Below are 15,798 nucleotides of genomic sequence, written 5' to 3'. Positions count from 1 at the left end.
ATTTTTGGCAAATGCAATTTGTCGGTTTCGCATAGCTTTCGTTCGTCGGGCTGTGCGAAACTGCATCGCCTCGGCAATTTCCGCTGTGGAAATCTCGTTTTGGTTGCATAAACCCATTGCAGCGGCTTGGTTTTTCACATCACATACGCCCATGAAACAGCCAACGGTGACCCAGGATCGGAACGCTGAAGGCGTCTGCATACGGATTGCGGGCGATCTGCTGACGCAGTCATTGGATCAGATTGAAGCAGCGTTTCAGGCGATCCGACCGGACGGCAACGACGTGATCGTGGACATGGCGGGCGTCAGCGCGCTGGATACAGGTGGCGCCTGGCTAGTTGCGGATCTTGAACGCCGGGTACAAAACAGTGGCGCACAGGTTCGGTTGCAAGCCGTGCAGGAGTCACATGCATCACTGATCGAAACCGTTTCCGACAATATGCCAGACGCAGTGGGCGAACAGGCCCCGCCGCGCGGGTTTGTCGAGGCCCTTGCACATTTGGGCGCGCGAACCACAGGCACCTGGACCGATACGCTTTCAATCATAGAATTCTTGGGGCTGACCCTGCATCGTCTCGCACGTACGTTGGTTATGCCTTGGCGTCTACGCCGTGCGGCATTGGTTTCGCAGATGGAGCAAACGGGTTTGAAGGCCCTGCCCATCGTCTCGCTCATGGGGTTTCTGATCGGCGTTGTTTTGGCCTTTCAGGGTGCGACGCAGCTCAAGCAGTTTGGGGCCGAGATTTTTGTGGTCGAGCTGATCTCGATCTCGATTTTGCGCGAACTTGGTATTCTGCTGACCGCAATCATTGTGGCTGGCCGGTCGGGATCGGCCTTCACTGCGTCGATCGGATCGATGAAAGTCCAGGAAGAGATTGACGCCATGCGCACGCTGGGGCTGGACCCGATCGAAGTGCTGGTCATTCCGCGCGTGTTGGCCTTGCTTATCATGTTGCCGATCCTCGGCTTCGTTGCGGACATGGCTGGCCTGATCGGCGGCGCATTGATGAGCTGGATCGATCTGGGCGTAAGCCCCGGCATGTTCGTAACGCGCCTGAAGGAAAACACCAACGTCTGGCAACTGGCCATCGGCCTGATCAAAGCGCCTTTCTTTGCGCTTGTGATCGGCGTGATTGCCTGTTGGCAAGCCATGCAGGTCAAGGGGTCTTCGGAAAGCGTTGGGCAACGCACAACGGCCTCGGTTGTGCAGTCCATTTTCATGGTCATCGCCATCGACGCGCTGTTCTCGATCTTTTTCTCGGAATTGGGGGTCTGATATGGATGGCACGACCCTGGAACGGGAAACCCAGGCAGACGCGCAGCGCGAGGCGGTAATCCGTGTCCGCAACCTGACCAACAGGTTCGGAGAGCAGGTCGTGCACGACAACCTTAATCTGGACGTCTGGCGGGGCGAGGTCCTGGGCGTCGTTGGTGGATCGGGCACCGGAAAATCGGTTCTTCTGCGTACAATCGTTGGGCTGAACCAACCCGCCGCCGGCAGCATCGAGGTTCTGGGGGTCGATGTGCTGAACGGCCCGGAAGCCGAGCGTAAGCGGATCGAGAAAAGTTGGGGCGTCGCGTTTCAGGACGGCGCATTGTTTTCTTCGCTGACCGTTTTGCAGAATGTCATGGCACCTCTGCGCGAACATACTGGTATCAGTGAAACGCTTATGTCGGCGTTGGGCGGATTAAAAATCAGCCTTGTTGGCCTGCCGCAGTTGAGTTGCAGCAAGTTCCCGTCAGAATTGTCGGGCGGCATGCGCAAACGCGCGGCACTGGCGCGCGCCCTGTCGCTGGACCCCGAGATCGTGTTTCTGGACGAGCCCACCGCTGGATTGGATCCCATCGGCGCAGCCGCCTATGATGATCTGATCCGAGAATTGCAGCAGACGCTGGGGCTGACTGTTTTCATGGTCACGCACGATCTGGACAGCCTTTATGCCATTTGTGACCGCATTGCCGTGCTTGCGGAAAAGCGCGTGTTGGTTGAAGGTCCGATTGAAGACATGACCAAGGTCGATCATCCTTGGGTGCAGGAGTATTTCACCGGCCCCCGGGCGCGCGCGGCGCAACAGAAGGGGCAGGACAGGTAGAGGCGATGGAGACCCGGGCAAACTATATTCTGATCGGTGCGTTCACTTTGGCGGGCATTCTGGGCGTTTTCGGCTTTTTCCTGTGGCTCGCGAAGTTCGAGGTCACAAGGCAATACGCGTATTACGATGTGCTCTTTGACAATGTGTCAGGCCTGTCCGCCGCCGGTGGCGTAAACTATAACGGGTTGCCGGTCGGGCAGGTCATCTCGTTGAAACTGGACGATGACGACCCGTCCAAGGTTCGGGTGCGGCTTGAGGTCGACGCTGACATTCCCGTCACCAAAGAGACCATAGCGCAGTTGCAGTCTCTGGGTGTGACTGGTGTTGCCTATGTCGAGCTGTCCGGCGGTTCGGTAAATGCGGATAGACTGCCGCAAAACAGCGTGATCCCCAGCAAACGCAGCCCGATCCAGTCCTTGTTGGAAGGCGCCCCCCAGGTATTGGACAAGGCCTTGTCGCTGCTGGAAGACCTCAACAAGATTGTCGATGACAAGAACCGCAAGGCAGTGTCCGACATCCTTACCAACCTTGCCGACGCCTCGGGAAAGCTGGACAAAACACTGTCTGATTTTGAATCGCTGTCCGGCGATCTTGGCAGCGCGGCCAAGGATATTGGCGAGTTCACCAAGAAACTGGACCCGTTGGTCGCCAAGGCCGAAGCAGCCCTGACCACAGGGGACAGTACGTTGAAGAGCATCACGGAAACATCGGCATCTGCAAAGACGGCGCTTGAAACTGCCAACACCGCGATTGCCAACGCAGACAAGGTCATCCAGCAGGACATCCAACCTTTTATCGAAAAGGGAACGCAGCTTGCCGAAAGCCTCAAGGCATTGACCCAAGAGGGCAGCTATTCCCTGGGTGTGATCACCGAGACTGTATCAAATGCAAACGCCACGCTGAACTCGATCACGTCGACCATGGACGCGGCCAAAGCCACGCTGTCATCTGCTGACCGCGCCTTCGAGTCCGCAAACAAGGTTCTCGACACGGATATTTCGCCTGTGGCCGAAGAGGTCAGCAACGCAGCCAAGAAGGTTGCGGAAACCGTGTCGAATATGGCCGGGAAGTTCGACAAAATTTCAGACGATCTGCTCAGCGCCTCGCAATCCGCGTCCGAGTTGCTGGGAACGGTGGATGGCATTGTGCAGGACAACCGCCGACAGGTCTCGGATTTCCTGCGTGTTGGTTTGCCGCAGTTCGTTCGCTTTGTCGAAGAGGCCCAGCGTCTGGTCGTCAGCCTCGATCGGTTGGCCGACAAGGTCGAACGCGACCCCGCGCGGTTTCTGTTAGGTACTCAAGCATCGGAGTTTCGCCAATGATCCGGTCTATTTTTCTGGTCGCGACTCTGATCGCTCTGACGGGATGCGCAGGTCTTGGCACTCTGCGGCAGGCGTCCAAGCCCAACGACTTGTATCTGCTGACGCCCAAGAGCACGTTTTCCTCGTCATTGCCCCGCGTGCAAAGGCAGATTGTGGTGCAGGAACCGACCGCGACCGCGGCCGTCAACACGGATCAGATCGCGGTTCAACCAACGCCTTTGCAGGTACAGTACCTGCCACGCGCCAGATGGGCGGATCGCGCCCCGTTGATCGTGCAGGCATTGTTGATCGAAAGCTTTGAGAACACCAACAAGGTTGCCGCTGTCGGGCGATCCACGGTTGGTCTGCGCCCGGATTACGTTATCGCACCTGATCTGCGAGAATTTCAGGGCCATGTGATCGGCGAGTCCGAAAATGGCAAAACCGTGCAGATCAAGGTACGTATCAACATCAAGGTCATCGACGAATATGATGACAAGATCATTGCCTCGTCCTCATTCGAGGAAAACGTTGTCGCGGCCTCAGATGAAACGCCGGACTTGGTCGTCGGTTTTGACGAGGCTTTGGGCAAGACAATGCGTGATGCCGTGGAATGGAGCATTCGCAGGATCCATAACCACAGCATCAACAGCCCCCGGAATTCACCCAGCTGACCAGCCCGTGCAATCAGCGGGACAGGGTCTGGGCCAGACGCATCAGCGTTACCGCCTCAGCGCGGTATCCGAACGGATCATCGCCCTTGGATGCGCCCGCCAATGCGATCGCGTCGTCGTATCCCCAATCTTCCAGATAGGTTCCGTCGCGCAAAAGTTGGCCAAAACCGGCGATTGCGAACGAAAACAGAATGTCATCGGATGTCTCACCTTGTGCAAATCGCATCGGCTGTTCGATCAACTGGCTTTCAGTTTCTCCCGGCGCCTTGTAGCGCAGTTTGAAATAGCCGATCTCGTCCGACCCGTCCTGATTTGCGGCCGTAGCATAGCGCAGTGGATCATTCCGAGTGGCGCCCGAGCCGACGGGGGTCACTTCGTAAATCGCAGTGACGCTGTGTCCGGCGCCGATGTCGCCCGCATCGATCTTGTCATTGCTAAAATCCTCGCGCCGCAGCGCGCGGGTTTCATACCCGATCAGACGGTATTCGGCGATCTGCGCGGGGTTGAATTCAACTTGAATCTTGACGTCATCGGCAATCGGAAAGAGCGCACCTGTCAACTGGTCCACCAGCACCTTGCGCGCCTCGCTCAGCGTGTCGATATAGGCCGCCTGACCGTTGCCGTTTTGAGCCAGCGCCTGCATGGTGGCGTCGTCCAGATTGCCACGACCAAAGCCAAGTACGCTGAGATAAGCTCCCTTGTCGCGCTTGTCGGCGATAAACTCCTTCAATGCCTCGGGGTCGGACAGACCGACGTTGAAATCTCCGTCGGTGGCGAGAATGACACGGCTGATCTCGCCTTCTTGGGCCATCGACTCAGCCACGTCATAGGCCTGTTGCAAGCCCGCCTGCCCGGCGGTCGAGCCGCCTGCTTCAAGGCGTTCCAATGCCGCCAGAATCGTGCTGCGTTCTGAGGCGACTGTGGGTTCAAGCACCTGCCCGGCGTTGCCCGCATAGGTGACGATCGAGACCTGATCCTCGGGGCGGAGTTCGGACAGCATGAGCCGGAAGGACTGTTTGAGCAGCGGCAGCTTGTCTGGGTGCTGCATCGACCCGGAAGTGTCGACCAAAAACACCAGGTTCAGCGGCGGGCGGTCCTGAATGTCCGGCATCGCACCCTGAATTCCGATATGAACCAGATGCGTGCCCGCGTTCCAGGGGGTTGGGGTCACCGTGATCGATGGACGAAACGGCGCGTCGCCTTCCGGTACGGGATAAGAATAAGGGAAATAATTCACCATCTCCTCAACCCGAACCGCGTCTTTGGGGGGCATGTAGCCGTGCATCAGAGAAGATCGGACAATTGCATACGAGGCCGTATCCACATCAATCGAAAAGGTCGAAACCGGTTCCTCGGCAGTGACTTTAAGGGGGTTGGTATTAGCGTTTGCAAAGGCTTCGGTATTCTCTTCGAGAAGTGGCGCGGGTTCGACCGTGGCCCCCAAAGGCGGCATCGCAGATCCAACAGCACCAGCCGAAAGACCGTTTTGCGCGACTGCCCTGCGCTCTTGCTTGGCGATCGGCGCGGCGAACTCTTCAACGACAACCGGTGCTTCGACCACCGGTTCCGCCAGTTGCGATATGGCAAAATCGGACTCGGAATCTGCCAGGGTCTCTGGCTCGGCGACCCGAGCCTCACCGCGGGACAAGGGCTCGACGACTGCATCCCGTGTTTGAGGGATGATCATCACCAAGGCAACCGCCACGATGGCGGTCGTAGCGGTCAGGGCACCGCGATGGGAAATGGTATTCAACATGGACTTCGCTCCTTCTGTCAGGCGGGCCATCGGGCCGCGCTTGTCAGTAGGACGCGCCGTAATCGGCAATCCTTGGCATTGTCGGAAATTTTCCTGCGCGCGCGCCAGATTTTCCGCCCGGCGCTGTGCATCCGGCGCGGGTGTCGCCGCATCCATCAAGGTTCTCAGGTCGTCGAGCTCATCACCCATCGGCAAGCTCCTTTTCCTTCATCGCCCGCAGGCGTTTTCGTATTTCGGACATGCGCCACGACACTGTTCCCTCGGAAACACCCAGAACGTCAGCCGCCTGTGCATGGGTCAATTCTTCGTCCAGTGTAAGCGCCAGCGTGTCGCGGAGGTCTTCGGGCAGCGCGCGCATAGCGCTTTGCAACCAATCCAAAGCGGCGGCGGACTCTATCGCCGCGCTGCGTTGCATACGTTCCAGGTCGCCCCACCCTTCTGCTGCACGCGCCTGGCTGGCCCGTCTGCGCCGCATGTCCTGCGCCGCGTTCACCACAACCCGGTAGAGCCAGGTGGTGAACTTGGCTTGGCCCCGAAAGCTGCTAATCTTTGCGGGCAACGCCGCACAGATATCCTGCGTCAGATCTTCGGCCTGATCGGTTTTGCCGGTCAGGCGGAATGACAGGCGGAACATGCCGTCATAGTGGCGCGCCAACAGGGTGGCGAACGCCTCAGCATCCCCTTGCGCAGCCGCGCGGGCCAGATCTTCGTCAGACGTCATCATACGCATCTCGGAATATAAGACGCAGGCCGATGGCTGATCCTTGGCGCGGGACCAAAGTTTTTTTACCGCTCAGAAGTGGTTGGCATTTGCCGCCGTCCAGTCGACCTCAAAGCTTTGGGGAAGTTTTTTGCCAAGCAACGCGCCATCCTCAAGGAACTCGTACATCTCTGCATAGGACCGTTCGCCTTCGTCAGCCATACGGCGGCGAATATCCCCAGGACGCAGATCCGAAACCGTCGCTTTGCCCATCGCTCCCAAAATCTCGCGGAAACTTTCAACCGTCGCGTCGTGATAGCGCTGCACCCGTTTCCGTTTTTGCGGTACGTTCACGGCCCGCCCCCGGATAGGGTCCTGCGTCGCTACTCCCGAGGGACACCGGTTCGTATTGCAATGCAACGCCTGGATGCAGCCAACAGCAAACATCATCGCCCGGGCCGAGTTGCACATATCCGCGCCAAGAGCGAATTTTTCGACCATGTCGAACCCGGTCGCGACTTTGCCCGAACAGATCACCCGAACCTTGTCGCGCACGCCAATACCACGCAGGCAGTTGTGGACGAAGATCAGCCCTTCATTTGCGGGCACGCCTAGCCGGTTGGTAAATTCGACCGGGGCCGCGCCGGTGCCACCTTCTGCGCCATCGACTGTTATGAAATCCGGCAAAATACCGGTTTCCAGCATCGCTTTGCAGATGGCCATGAACTCGGATCGTTTTCCGATACACAGTTTGAACCCGATGGGTTTACCACCCGACATCTCTCGCAGGTGTTGGACGAACTCCATCAGCCCTGTGGGACCTTCAAAAGCCGAGTGAATTGGGGGCGAGATCACATCTTGATGTAGCGGGACGCCGCGGATTTTTGCGATCTCTTCATCCACTTTGGCGGCAGGCAATACCCCACCATGCGACGGTTTGGCCCCCTGGGATAGCTTGATCTCGATGGCTTTGACCACGTCTTTCTGTGCTTTTTCTGCGAACAGGTCTTTGTCAAAACCACCCTCGGGCGTGCGACATCCGAAATAGCCGGTGCCGATCTGCCAAATGATGTCGCCCCCTTCGGCCAGATGGTGCGGGGATAATCCGCCCTCGCCCGTGTTGTGGGCAAAGCCGCCGTCTTTTGCCCCGCCATTGAGCGCGCGAATGGCGTTTGCGCTCAGCGCACCAAAACTCATCGCGGATACATTCAGGCGAGAGGCAAGGTAAGGCTTTTCGCATTGCGGCCCGCCCAGCATCACCCGCTCTTCGCTTTCATCGACATGTTGCGGTGCAAGAGAGTGATCGGCGCGATGATAGCCAACGGTCATGATGTCGTATTGCGTACCGAAGGCCTGGGTATCGACCTGCCCTTTTGCCCGGGAATAGACCAGGCTGCGCATGATGCGGTTGAACGGGCGCCCGCTTTCGTTGGTTTCAACGAAATACTGCCGGATTTCCGGACTCACAAACTCCAGCATATAGCGGAAGTGTCCAAGGACCGGATAGTTGTTCAGCACGTTATGCTTGGTGGTCAGCATGTCGTACAGACCGATGACCGCATAGGGGACGAGAAAGATCAGCAACCAATAGGCAGGCGGCCAGAAATACCCAAGCAACACGGTCAGCGGCAGACCAACATAAGTCAGCACGTAATAGAGCCTGCGTACAATCATACCTGATCTCCTTGGGTGTCGCCGGTGATGGCGGGGCCTGAATGGGCGCGGTCGAAACATGCCCTGTCTTTCGACCCAAGGTGGTACAGATTGCCGTTTGAGTGCAAGCATTTGTCCCATCACGCGGAACAAACGGTTCGTGAAGTCCGAACCGCCTGCCAGTTGATCCGAGCCTGCGCAAACGGTATGCCGGGGTCGTCGCAGGTCAGAGCAGGATCATTCCAGTGGCAAATGCAGCACCCGCAACCGGGCACCGCGCCATGATGTATGGTGCCGTTTTTGTGGGCGGCGCGGCTGGCTCTCTGCTGCGCGAAGCGCTTGCGCTCGAGATTCCGGGGGCCCCTTTCCTGACAGCGACATTCGGCATCAACATCGCGGCGTGTTTTGTTCTGGGGTGGCTCTATGCGGTTCGGCACAGGGTCCACGCCCATGTCTTGCATCTGGGCGCGGTTGGGTTCTGCGGCGGCTTGTCGACATTTTCGTCTTTTGTCGCCGAATTGGAGCGATTGGCTGCCTCTGGGGGCGGACTGGTACTAGTGGCTATTGTTGCAGAGATTGCTTTCGGTCTGGGGGCTGCGATTATCGGCGAAGCCATCGGGCGCAAAATCCATGGCAATGGGTCTGCATCGTGACCGATCTGTACCTGCACGCCATGTTCGGTCTGGGTGGCGGACTGGGGGCGGTCATGCGGCATTGGTTGTCTCAGCGCGTAACCCATGACCTACCGATCTCTACCCTGATCGTGAACGTATTGGGAAGCCTGCTGTTGGGGCTGTGGATTGGCATCCTTGGTGGCCCCGTCGACATGGGCGAAGAGGAAAAACGGCTGGTGTTTGGATTTTGCGGCGGGTTTACCACATTCTCAAGCTTCGCCTATCAATCGCTGGAACTGCACAGAAACCGCTCGATCGCGATTGCAGCGGGGAACATTCTGCTCAGCCTGGCAATGTGCTGGCTCGCTTTGTGGCTGGGGCTGTTGTTGATGGGTTAGTGCGCCGAGACCGGGGCCTCGGCACTGCGTTTGGGCGCTTTGCAGAAAAACAACAGCGGTATCGTCGCCAGCGCCAGCAGACCAAGATTGTTGAACACCGTCAGATAGGAAATCATCTCGGCTTGCCGGTAAATCTCCTGCCCGAGAATGGCAGCACCTTCGGCGCTGTCCGGGGTCAGGCCAAGCGGTTGCAGATAAGCCTGCGCCGCTGGATTGTAGGGGGTCACATTCTGGCTGAGCGCAGCGGTGTTCGTCTGCAACCCCCGAACTACCCAAGTGCCCACCAAGGAGATCCCGACTGACGAACCCAATTGCCTAGTCACGTTGAACAGGCCCGAGGCCTCGTCCTGGCGCGTCTTGCTGATGCTTTCAAAGGCCAGAATGGACATGGGCACAAAAACCAACCCCATCCCCAGGCCGCTGACCGCACCGGGCATGGCCAGTTGCCAGAACCCGGCATTCAGATTGAGTGTACCAACCATGAAATTGCTGATCGCGGTCAGCAGCATCCCGATGCCAGCCAGTACCCTTGGGTCAAAGCGGGTTACCAGAACCGCGCCGGTACCGACCATGGAGATACCCGCCGCGATGCCGCGCGGAATGAACAGATGCCCGGACTCGATCACCGGATAATCCAGCAGAGATTGCACGAAGGTCGGCAGAATCGCGATGCCGCCAAACAGCGAAATCGCAAATCCGGCGATAACCAGATTGCACAGGGCAAAGTTGCGGTCGGCAAAGAACCGCAGGTCGACCACCGGGTTTTTGGCTGTCAGCGTATGATAGACGAAGAAGGCCGCGCCCAGAGCCGAGGCCAACAATGCTGCTTGGATGACGCGTGAGGACAGCCAGTCCAGCGTCTCGCCCTGATCCAGAATGAATTGCAGACAGCCAATTCCGAGGGCCAGCAGCGCCAGACCCTTCCAGTCGATTACGACCTCTTCGGTTTTGTCCTCCGGCAGTTCGCCGGCCAGCAACAACAACGCCATCGCCGCGATTGGCAGGTTCACGAAGAACACCATCCGCCATGAGAAATACTCGGTTAGAATAGCGCCGATCGTCGGGCCCAGCACAGGCGCAACCACCACACCGAGGCCAAACACGGCCATAGCCTGTCCGCGCTTCTCCCTTGGAAAGGCATCGAACAGGATGGATTGCGACAGGGGGATCAGGAAGGCACCGAACATGCCTTGCGCCAAGCGGAAGGCGACGATGGTCTCAAGGCTCCAGGACAGGCCACACATCGCGGACATGGTCGCAAAACCGGTCACGGCAGTCAGGATCAACCGTCGCCGTCCGACGCGGCGGGCGACAAACCCGGTCAGCGGCATAATGACCACGGCGGATACGATATAGCTGGTCAAGATCCACGTCGCCTGATCCGTCGTCGCACCAAATGCTGCCTGAATATGTGGCAGCGCGACGTTGACGATCGTACTGTCCAAGACCTCAAGAATGGCGCTGAGCACAACGGCAACAACGATTACCGGATTGACGCGGCTGGCTGCGGTCGGCGTCATTTATTTGTCTGAGCTGCAGTCGTATCGACGACGACTTTACTGCTGCCGCCAACGCGCAGCGGTGCGTCGGTCGGATCAAGCTGTATGCGAACCGGAAAACGACGCGTGACCTTGACCCAATTGCCGCTGGAATTCTCGGACGGCAGCAATGAAAACGTATCCCCGGATCCACGCCCGATCGATGCAACTTTTCCGGTCAGCTTGGTCCCCGGCAACATATCGACCTCGATCGTCACCGGCTGCCCGGGGCGAATACGCGGCAGCGAGGTTTCCTTGAAGTTCGCGTCAACCCACCAGTCCGAGGATTCCACGATGGAAAATTGCGGTGAATTGGCCGAAACCGACGAGCCGGGCCTAAGTGTCAGGTTGGCAATCCAGCCATCCGCCGTAGCATAAACCTTGGTCCATGCCAGATCAGCGCCGGCGATCTCAAGCTGAGCCTGCGCCGACAGGATGTCATCTTGTTTCGCAGCCAAACCGCTTTGCAACGCCAAAAGGTTGGACTGGCTGGAGGTCAATTGCGCCGCGGACTGCGCAAAATCCGATGTCGTCTGATCCAAGGATGCCTGCGCCACATCTCCGCTCGCAAATAACGCCTTCGCTCGTTCCAGGTTCTTTTGCGCGGTGTCATAGGCAGATTGCGAGCTTTCCACCGATGCCTGCGCAGCGGCGATTTGCGTCGAATAGGACTGCGCCTGTTGCATGGCGCTGTCCAGATTTGCGTTGGCTTGATCAACCGATGCCTTGAACTGCGTCTCATCGATTGTGAACAGCAAATCCCCGGCTTTGACCAGTTGATTTTCATCCACGCGCACTTCGGCAACCTGCCCCGTCACTTGCGCGGCAACGTTGATGATATTCGCGCCGACATAGGCGTCTTTGGTGGAAGGGTACCGTTCCTGATGACGCCAAAACAGCAAAAGGGCTGCGCTGATGGCAGCGAGCATGGCGACAACCGCGATCGTCTTCATTGATCTCATGAAACGCTCCTATCCGCTGATGCGACCATCCTGCTGTCACATTGCGTGCATGTGCATGCGAATGGCGAGATTCCCCAGAATCCAAACGGTCCCCAGTATGATGATCAAAAGAACAAGCGTCGAAAACAGGATCAGATCCAGATCTTCGCGGCTGCTGCGACGGCGGTCGATATGCAGGAAATAGACCAGTTGTACGATCAATTGCGCCAGACCCAGCAGACCAATCGTCATGTACACGCCGGGCGTTTCGATGCCGTAGAGATAGGCGATGGTAAACACGGTCAGAGTCAGCAACAGCGACCCGCCATACCCGATTACATAGCGGCGACGCTCGCGCCGGTGCAGCTCGGTCCGCCTATCCATAGCTGAGCCCTCCGAAATACACGATTGTGATGATCCCGATCCATATCAGGTCGAGGAAATGCCAGAACAACGCCAGCCGCACGACGCGTGACATGACCAGATCGGTCAGGCCCAGCACACGCAGTTGAATACCCAGCACAACCAACCACAGGCACCCGGCCGCGACATGGAGCCCGTGCAGCGGAACCAAGCCGTAGAACGCCGACAGGAAACCGCTGCGTTGGGGAATGCCGCCTTTTTCGGCCATCGCCATAAAGTCCCGGATTTCAAGCACTAGGAAACAGAGACCCAGTATCAGGGTCACGCCAAACCACAATACGATCCGTGCGCGCGGCAGGTTGTATTTCAGCGCCAGCATCGCCAGTCCAACTGTCAGACTGCTGGTCAGCAGGATCAGGGTCTGGGCGAAGATGCTTTTCAGATCAAACAGCTCATGCGGACCAGGTCCACCCGCCTGCGCGTCGATCATGGTGATGTAGATGGCGAACATCAGGCCGAAATAGACCAGATCGCTCATCAAAAAGACCCAAAAGCCGAACGTGACGACCTCGGTGAACTTATGGGCACTGGCGTGATCTTCGCCAAGGTTCAGACCCGGATAGCTATGCGACGGTGCGCGCCTCATGTGATGGCCTCCATATCCGGTCGGGCCAAGCCCTGATTTTCCGGGGCGGCTTCGTGGTCGCGATCCACGGCCTGAGCGCCGTGGACCCGAGCCAGCCACGCTTCGTGATCCTTTCGAACCTCTTCCGACGGAATGATGATCTCGGTGCTGGTATCAAAGCTCCACAGGATGAAGGCCAACAGCATCATCACGGTCATCAAAATGGCCAGCCACCAGATCCACCAGACCAGAGCAAACATCCAGACGCCACTGAGGACACATAAAATGAAACCAATACCGGTATTGCGCGGCATTTCGATGTCTTCATAGGCGTCCGGTGTCGGGTAGGCCTCGCCCCGCTGTTTCATCGCGGCGAAATCGTCGCGGTCGGTTACGTTCGGGATGATCGCAAAGTTATAGGGCGGTGGCGGCGCGGGAATGGACCATTCCAATGTGCGCCCGTCCCATGGATCGCCAACCAGAACGCGGGTCTTGTCACGATCCCGGATGCTGACCCACAACTGCACCAGCACAGACAGAAGCGCACACAGGATGACCAACGCACCGAGAACGGCGACGATCATATAAGGGTGAAAGCTTGGATCCTCCCAACTGTAGGACCGGCGCGGCATGCCCATCAGACCGACAAAATACAGCGGCAGGAAAGTCAGCATGAACCCGACAGTCCAAAGCAGAACCGTAATGCGGCCCCAACTTTCGTTCAAGCGAAAGCCAAAAGCCTTTGGGAACCAGTAGTTATAAGCTGCAAGTAATCCAAACAGAACGCCGGGCAGCAGGACGTTGTGGAAATGGGCCACAAGGAAAAGCGTATTGTGTACCTGATAGTCCACGGTCGGGTTAGCCAGGATCACGCCACTGAGACCGCCAATCACAAACAACATCAGAAACGCCAAGCCGTACAGCATCGGGACCGAAAACCGAATGCGTCCCCGCCAAAGGGTCGCCATCCAGTCATAGACCTTTACCCCCGTCGGGATTGCGATCAGCATCGTTGCGATCCCGAACACCGCGTTGATCAATGCGCTCTGCCCCATCGCAAAAAAGTGGTGCAACCAGACCGTGAAGGACAGAACCGCAATCGACATAGTGGCAATAACCAACGAGTTATAACCATAAAGGCGCTTGGCCGAGAATGTCGCAAACACCTCGGAATAGATGCCATAAGCGGGCAAAACCAGCAGGTAGACCTCGGGATGACCGAACAACCAGAATAGGTTGGCATAGTTCATCATGTTGCCGCCAAGGTCGTTGGTAAAAAAGTGGAAGTCCAGATAGCGATCGGCGGCCAGCAAAAGGGCCGCAACACCCAACGGGGGCATGGCAAAGACGATCAGGATCGAGCTGCAAATGATTGTCCAGCAATACATCGGCAGCCGCATGAACTTCATGCCAGGCGCGCGCAGCTTGTAGATAGTCACGGCAAAGTTGATACCGGTCAGCGTGGTTCCGATCCCCGAGACGACGATGGCCCAAATCCAGTAGTCCGGCCCAACACCGGGGTTGAAGGCAGCACCGGTATAAGGCGGATAGGCTGTCCAACCACCGGTCGAGAACTTACCCACCACCAATGAGACCATCAACATCATGCCCGCCGACACCGTCAGACCCAGGCTGATTTGATTAAGTCGCGGGAACGCCACATCACGCGCGCCGATCATCAGCGGCACAACGAAATTTGCGATGCCAAAGACAAAGGGCACCGCGACAAAGAAAATCATGATGGTGCCATGAGTGCTGAACAATTCCGCGAAATGTTCAGCCTCAAGAAAGCCCTCGCCCGGCCCTGCGGCCTGCTGGGCGCGCATAACGACACCTTCCAGCACGCCACGTGCCAGCATGACGATGGCAAACACGATGTACATGATGCCAATCTTCTTGTGATCGACGCTTGTCAGCCAGTCACGCCACAACCGTCCCCATAGACGAAACCAGCTCAAAAGGCTGACCACGACCACAGCGCCCACAATCACGATGGCGGCAGCAACGTTCGCCACGATCTCGTTCGTACTTGGATTTTGGATGAGACTGACGATCGGAAAGGCATCCCATGTCAGGCGGCCAAAGAAACCTGAATCAGAAGAAATCATTTGCCCCCCTCCTGCCCATACGCCGTCGTTCCGGGCTGCTGGTCCAGCGGCAGTGGCTTGTCGCTGTGGTAGCGGCCAAGGATGCTGTGGAACAAATCTGCGTCGTCCAGAGTGAAATAGAGCGCTCTTTCAGGCATTTCAGGCGTTCCCAATGCGGCTTGAACCTCATCACGATCCGTGCGCATGGCCAGCGTTTGATAAGTGGTCTGATCAAGCGGGATGCCGCGTGTCTTCACGGTCTCGACCCAAGTATTGAATGCGTCAGGCTGCATCGCGACAGCCTGGAATTTCTGCTTGGTGAAGCCACGCCCATTGTACTGCGTGTTTTCGCCTAGCATCGTCTCGGGTGCGTCAGCGACCAGATGTAGCTGCGTGGTCATGCCGGGCATGGCATAGATCTGACCCGCCAGCGCCGGGATCATGAAGGACTGCATCACCGTATCGGTGGTCAGCACCATCGCCACCTGTTGTTTGACAGGAATACCCAACTCACCGACTGTTGCGATTCCATGGTCCGGGTAGATGAACAACCATTTCCAATCCAACCCGACAACCTGCACTCGTACTGCAGGCCCTTCGCCGAAAGAGGCAGAGTAAGGATCAAGCCGATGTGTGGCCTTCCACAGATAGAAAGACAGCATCGCTACAATCACAACAGGCACGCCCCACATCATGAATTCGAGCTTGGCCGAAAAGTCCCAATTGGGTCGATAGGCCGCTGTTCCGCCCTTACGGCGGCGGTATCTGAGCGCGATCCAGGGGACCAGAACCAGCACAGGAACAACGGCAATCAGGATAAGCGCGGTCGCCCGCAGCAAATGAAGTTTCTGCACGGCGGCAATAGGGCCCTGAGGGTCCATGAAACTATCGCTCGCGCCGGCGGCTTGAACCGATGCCAGAAAAACCGCGGCAGCAACCAGTATCGGTCCTGACGCGTGGGACATTCCAGAAATGCGCACGCCTGCCTGTCCTCATTCACTGTCGATTGAGGACAACTATCGACAGAGTCTCAAGATTTCTCAAGGATTTTTCCA

15 protein-coding genes are annotated in these 15,798 nt (G+C 57.6%); 6 read left to right on the top strand and 9 right to left on the bottom strand.

Going from position 1 to position 15,798, the window contains the following annotated elements; translation table 11 throughout:
• The first annotated feature begins 151 nt into the window (after positions 1-151).
• Genes ACR0JA_RS10405 through ACR0JA_RS10390 form a run of 4 tightly spaced genes read left to right on the top strand, consistent with a single transcriptional unit; the run spans position 152 to position 4,068 of the window.
• The gene (locus tag ACR0JA_RS10405; protein WP_480573769.1) at positions 152-1,276 is read left to right on the top strand and encodes an MlaE family lipid ABC transporter permease subunit; all 1,125 of its coding nucleotides are present in this window, start codon (positions 152-154) and stop codon (positions 1,274-1,276) included.
• Position 1,277: 1 nt separating this feature from the next.
• Complete coding sequence (locus tag ACR0JA_RS10400; RefSeq protein ID WP_480573766.1) at positions 1,278-2,093, top strand: ABC transporter ATP-binding protein; 816 nt, start codon at positions 1,278-1,280, stop codon at positions 2,091-2,093.
• Between the two features lie 5 nt (positions 2,094-2,098).
• Positions 2,099-3,415 carry an MlaD family protein gene (locus tag ACR0JA_RS10395; protein WP_480573763.1) on the top strand — a complete coding sequence of 439 codons (1,317 nt, stop codon included), beginning with the start codon at positions 2,099-2,101 and terminating at the stop codon, positions 3,413-3,415.
• Positions 3,412-4,068, top strand: a complete 657-nt coding sequence (locus tag ACR0JA_RS10390) for an ABC-type transport auxiliary lipoprotein family protein (protein WP_480573760.1) — start codon at positions 3,412-3,414, stop codon at positions 4,066-4,068. The genes ACR0JA_RS10395 and ACR0JA_RS10390 overlap by 4 nt, the downstream gene beginning before the upstream one ends.
• A 13-nt stretch (positions 4,069-4,081) precedes the next feature.
• On the opposite strand, the gene ACR0JA_RS10385 is transcribed toward ACR0JA_RS10390, so the two are convergent.
• From ACR0JA_RS10385 to ACR0JA_RS10375, 3 genes are all read right to left on the bottom strand, one after another.
• Positions 4,082-6,013 carry a vWA domain-containing protein gene (locus ACR0JA_RS10385; protein WP_480573757.1) on the bottom strand — a complete coding sequence of 644 codons (1,932 nt, stop codon included), beginning with the start codon at positions 6,011-6,013 and terminating at the stop codon, positions 4,082-4,084.
• Positions 6,006-6,548, bottom strand: a complete 543-nt coding sequence (locus ACR0JA_RS10380; RefSeq protein ID WP_480573754.1) for an RNA polymerase sigma factor — start codon at positions 6,546-6,548, stop codon at positions 6,006-6,008. The genes ACR0JA_RS10385 and ACR0JA_RS10380 overlap by 8 nt, the downstream gene beginning before the upstream one ends.
• A gap of 69 nt (positions 6,549-6,617) precedes the next feature.
• The gene (locus ACR0JA_RS10375; protein ID WP_480573751.1) at positions 6,618-8,198 is read right to left on the bottom strand and encodes an FMN-binding glutamate synthase family protein; all 1,581 of its coding nucleotides are present in this window, start codon (positions 8,196-8,198) and stop codon (positions 6,618-6,620) included.
• Between the two features lie 224 nt (positions 8,199-8,422).
• Between ACR0JA_RS10375 and ACR0JA_RS10370 the strand changes: the two genes are divergently transcribed.
• Together ACR0JA_RS10370 and ACR0JA_RS10365 are read left to right on the top strand one after the other, a co-directional pair.
• Positions 8,423-8,830 (top strand): fluoride efflux transporter FluC, encoded by a 408-nt coding sequence (locus ACR0JA_RS10370; RefSeq protein ID WP_480573748.1) that lies wholly within the window; start codon positions 8,423-8,425, stop codon positions 8,828-8,830.
• A complete protein-coding gene (locus ACR0JA_RS10365) occupies positions 8,827-9,189 on the top strand; it encodes a fluoride efflux transporter FluC (protein ID WP_480573745.1) in 363 nt (120 codons plus the stop codon). Before ACR0JA_RS10370 ends, ACR0JA_RS10365 begins: the two co-directional genes overlap by 4 nt.
• Here ACR0JA_RS10365 and ACR0JA_RS10360 read toward each other — a convergent pair.
• Genes ACR0JA_RS10360 through ACR0JA_RS10335 form a run of 6 tightly spaced genes read right to left on the bottom strand, consistent with a single transcriptional unit; the run spans position 9,186 to position 15,723 of the window.
• Positions 9,186-10,709, bottom strand: coding sequence for a DHA2 family efflux MFS transporter permease subunit (locus ACR0JA_RS10360; RefSeq protein ID WP_480573742.1), 1,524 nt, complete (start codon positions 10,707-10,709; stop codon positions 9,186-9,188). The genes ACR0JA_RS10365 and ACR0JA_RS10360 overlap by 4 nt on opposite strands.
• On the bottom strand, positions 10,706-11,689 hold the full coding sequence (locus ACR0JA_RS10355) for an HlyD family secretion protein (RefSeq protein WP_480573739.1): 984 nt from the start codon (positions 11,687-11,689) through the stop codon (positions 10,706-10,708). Before ACR0JA_RS10355 ends, ACR0JA_RS10360 begins: the two co-directional genes overlap by 4 nt.
• A 36-nt stretch (positions 11,690-11,725) precedes the next feature.
• Positions 11,726-12,052: a cytochrome o ubiquinol oxidase subunit IV gene (locus tag ACR0JA_RS10350; RefSeq protein WP_480573736.1), complete on the bottom strand. Its 327-nt coding sequence runs from the start codon at positions 12,050-12,052 to the stop codon at positions 11,726-11,728.
• The gene (locus ACR0JA_RS10345) at positions 12,045-12,677 is read right to left on the bottom strand and encodes a cytochrome c oxidase subunit 3 (protein WP_480573733.1); all 633 of its coding nucleotides are present in this window, start codon (positions 12,675-12,677) and stop codon (positions 12,045-12,047) included. Before ACR0JA_RS10345 ends, ACR0JA_RS10350 begins: the two co-directional genes overlap by 8 nt.
• Positions 12,674-14,764, bottom strand: coding sequence for a cbb3-type cytochrome c oxidase subunit I (locus ACR0JA_RS10340; protein ID WP_480573730.1), 2,091 nt, complete (start codon positions 14,762-14,764; stop codon positions 12,674-12,676). Before ACR0JA_RS10340 ends, ACR0JA_RS10345 begins: the two co-directional genes overlap by 4 nt.
• Positions 14,761-15,723, bottom strand: a complete 963-nt coding sequence (locus ACR0JA_RS10335) for a cytochrome ubiquinol oxidase subunit II family protein (protein WP_480573727.1) — start codon at positions 15,721-15,723, stop codon at positions 14,761-14,763. The genes ACR0JA_RS10340 and ACR0JA_RS10335 overlap by 4 nt, the downstream gene beginning before the upstream one ends.
• Positions 15,724-15,798: the final 75 nt, after the last annotated feature.

Source organism: Ruegeria sp. AM4 (assembly GCF_056540665.1).
The sequence above is the reverse complement of the archived record's forward strand: the minus strand, read 5'-3'. Positions and strand labels throughout refer to the sequence as shown.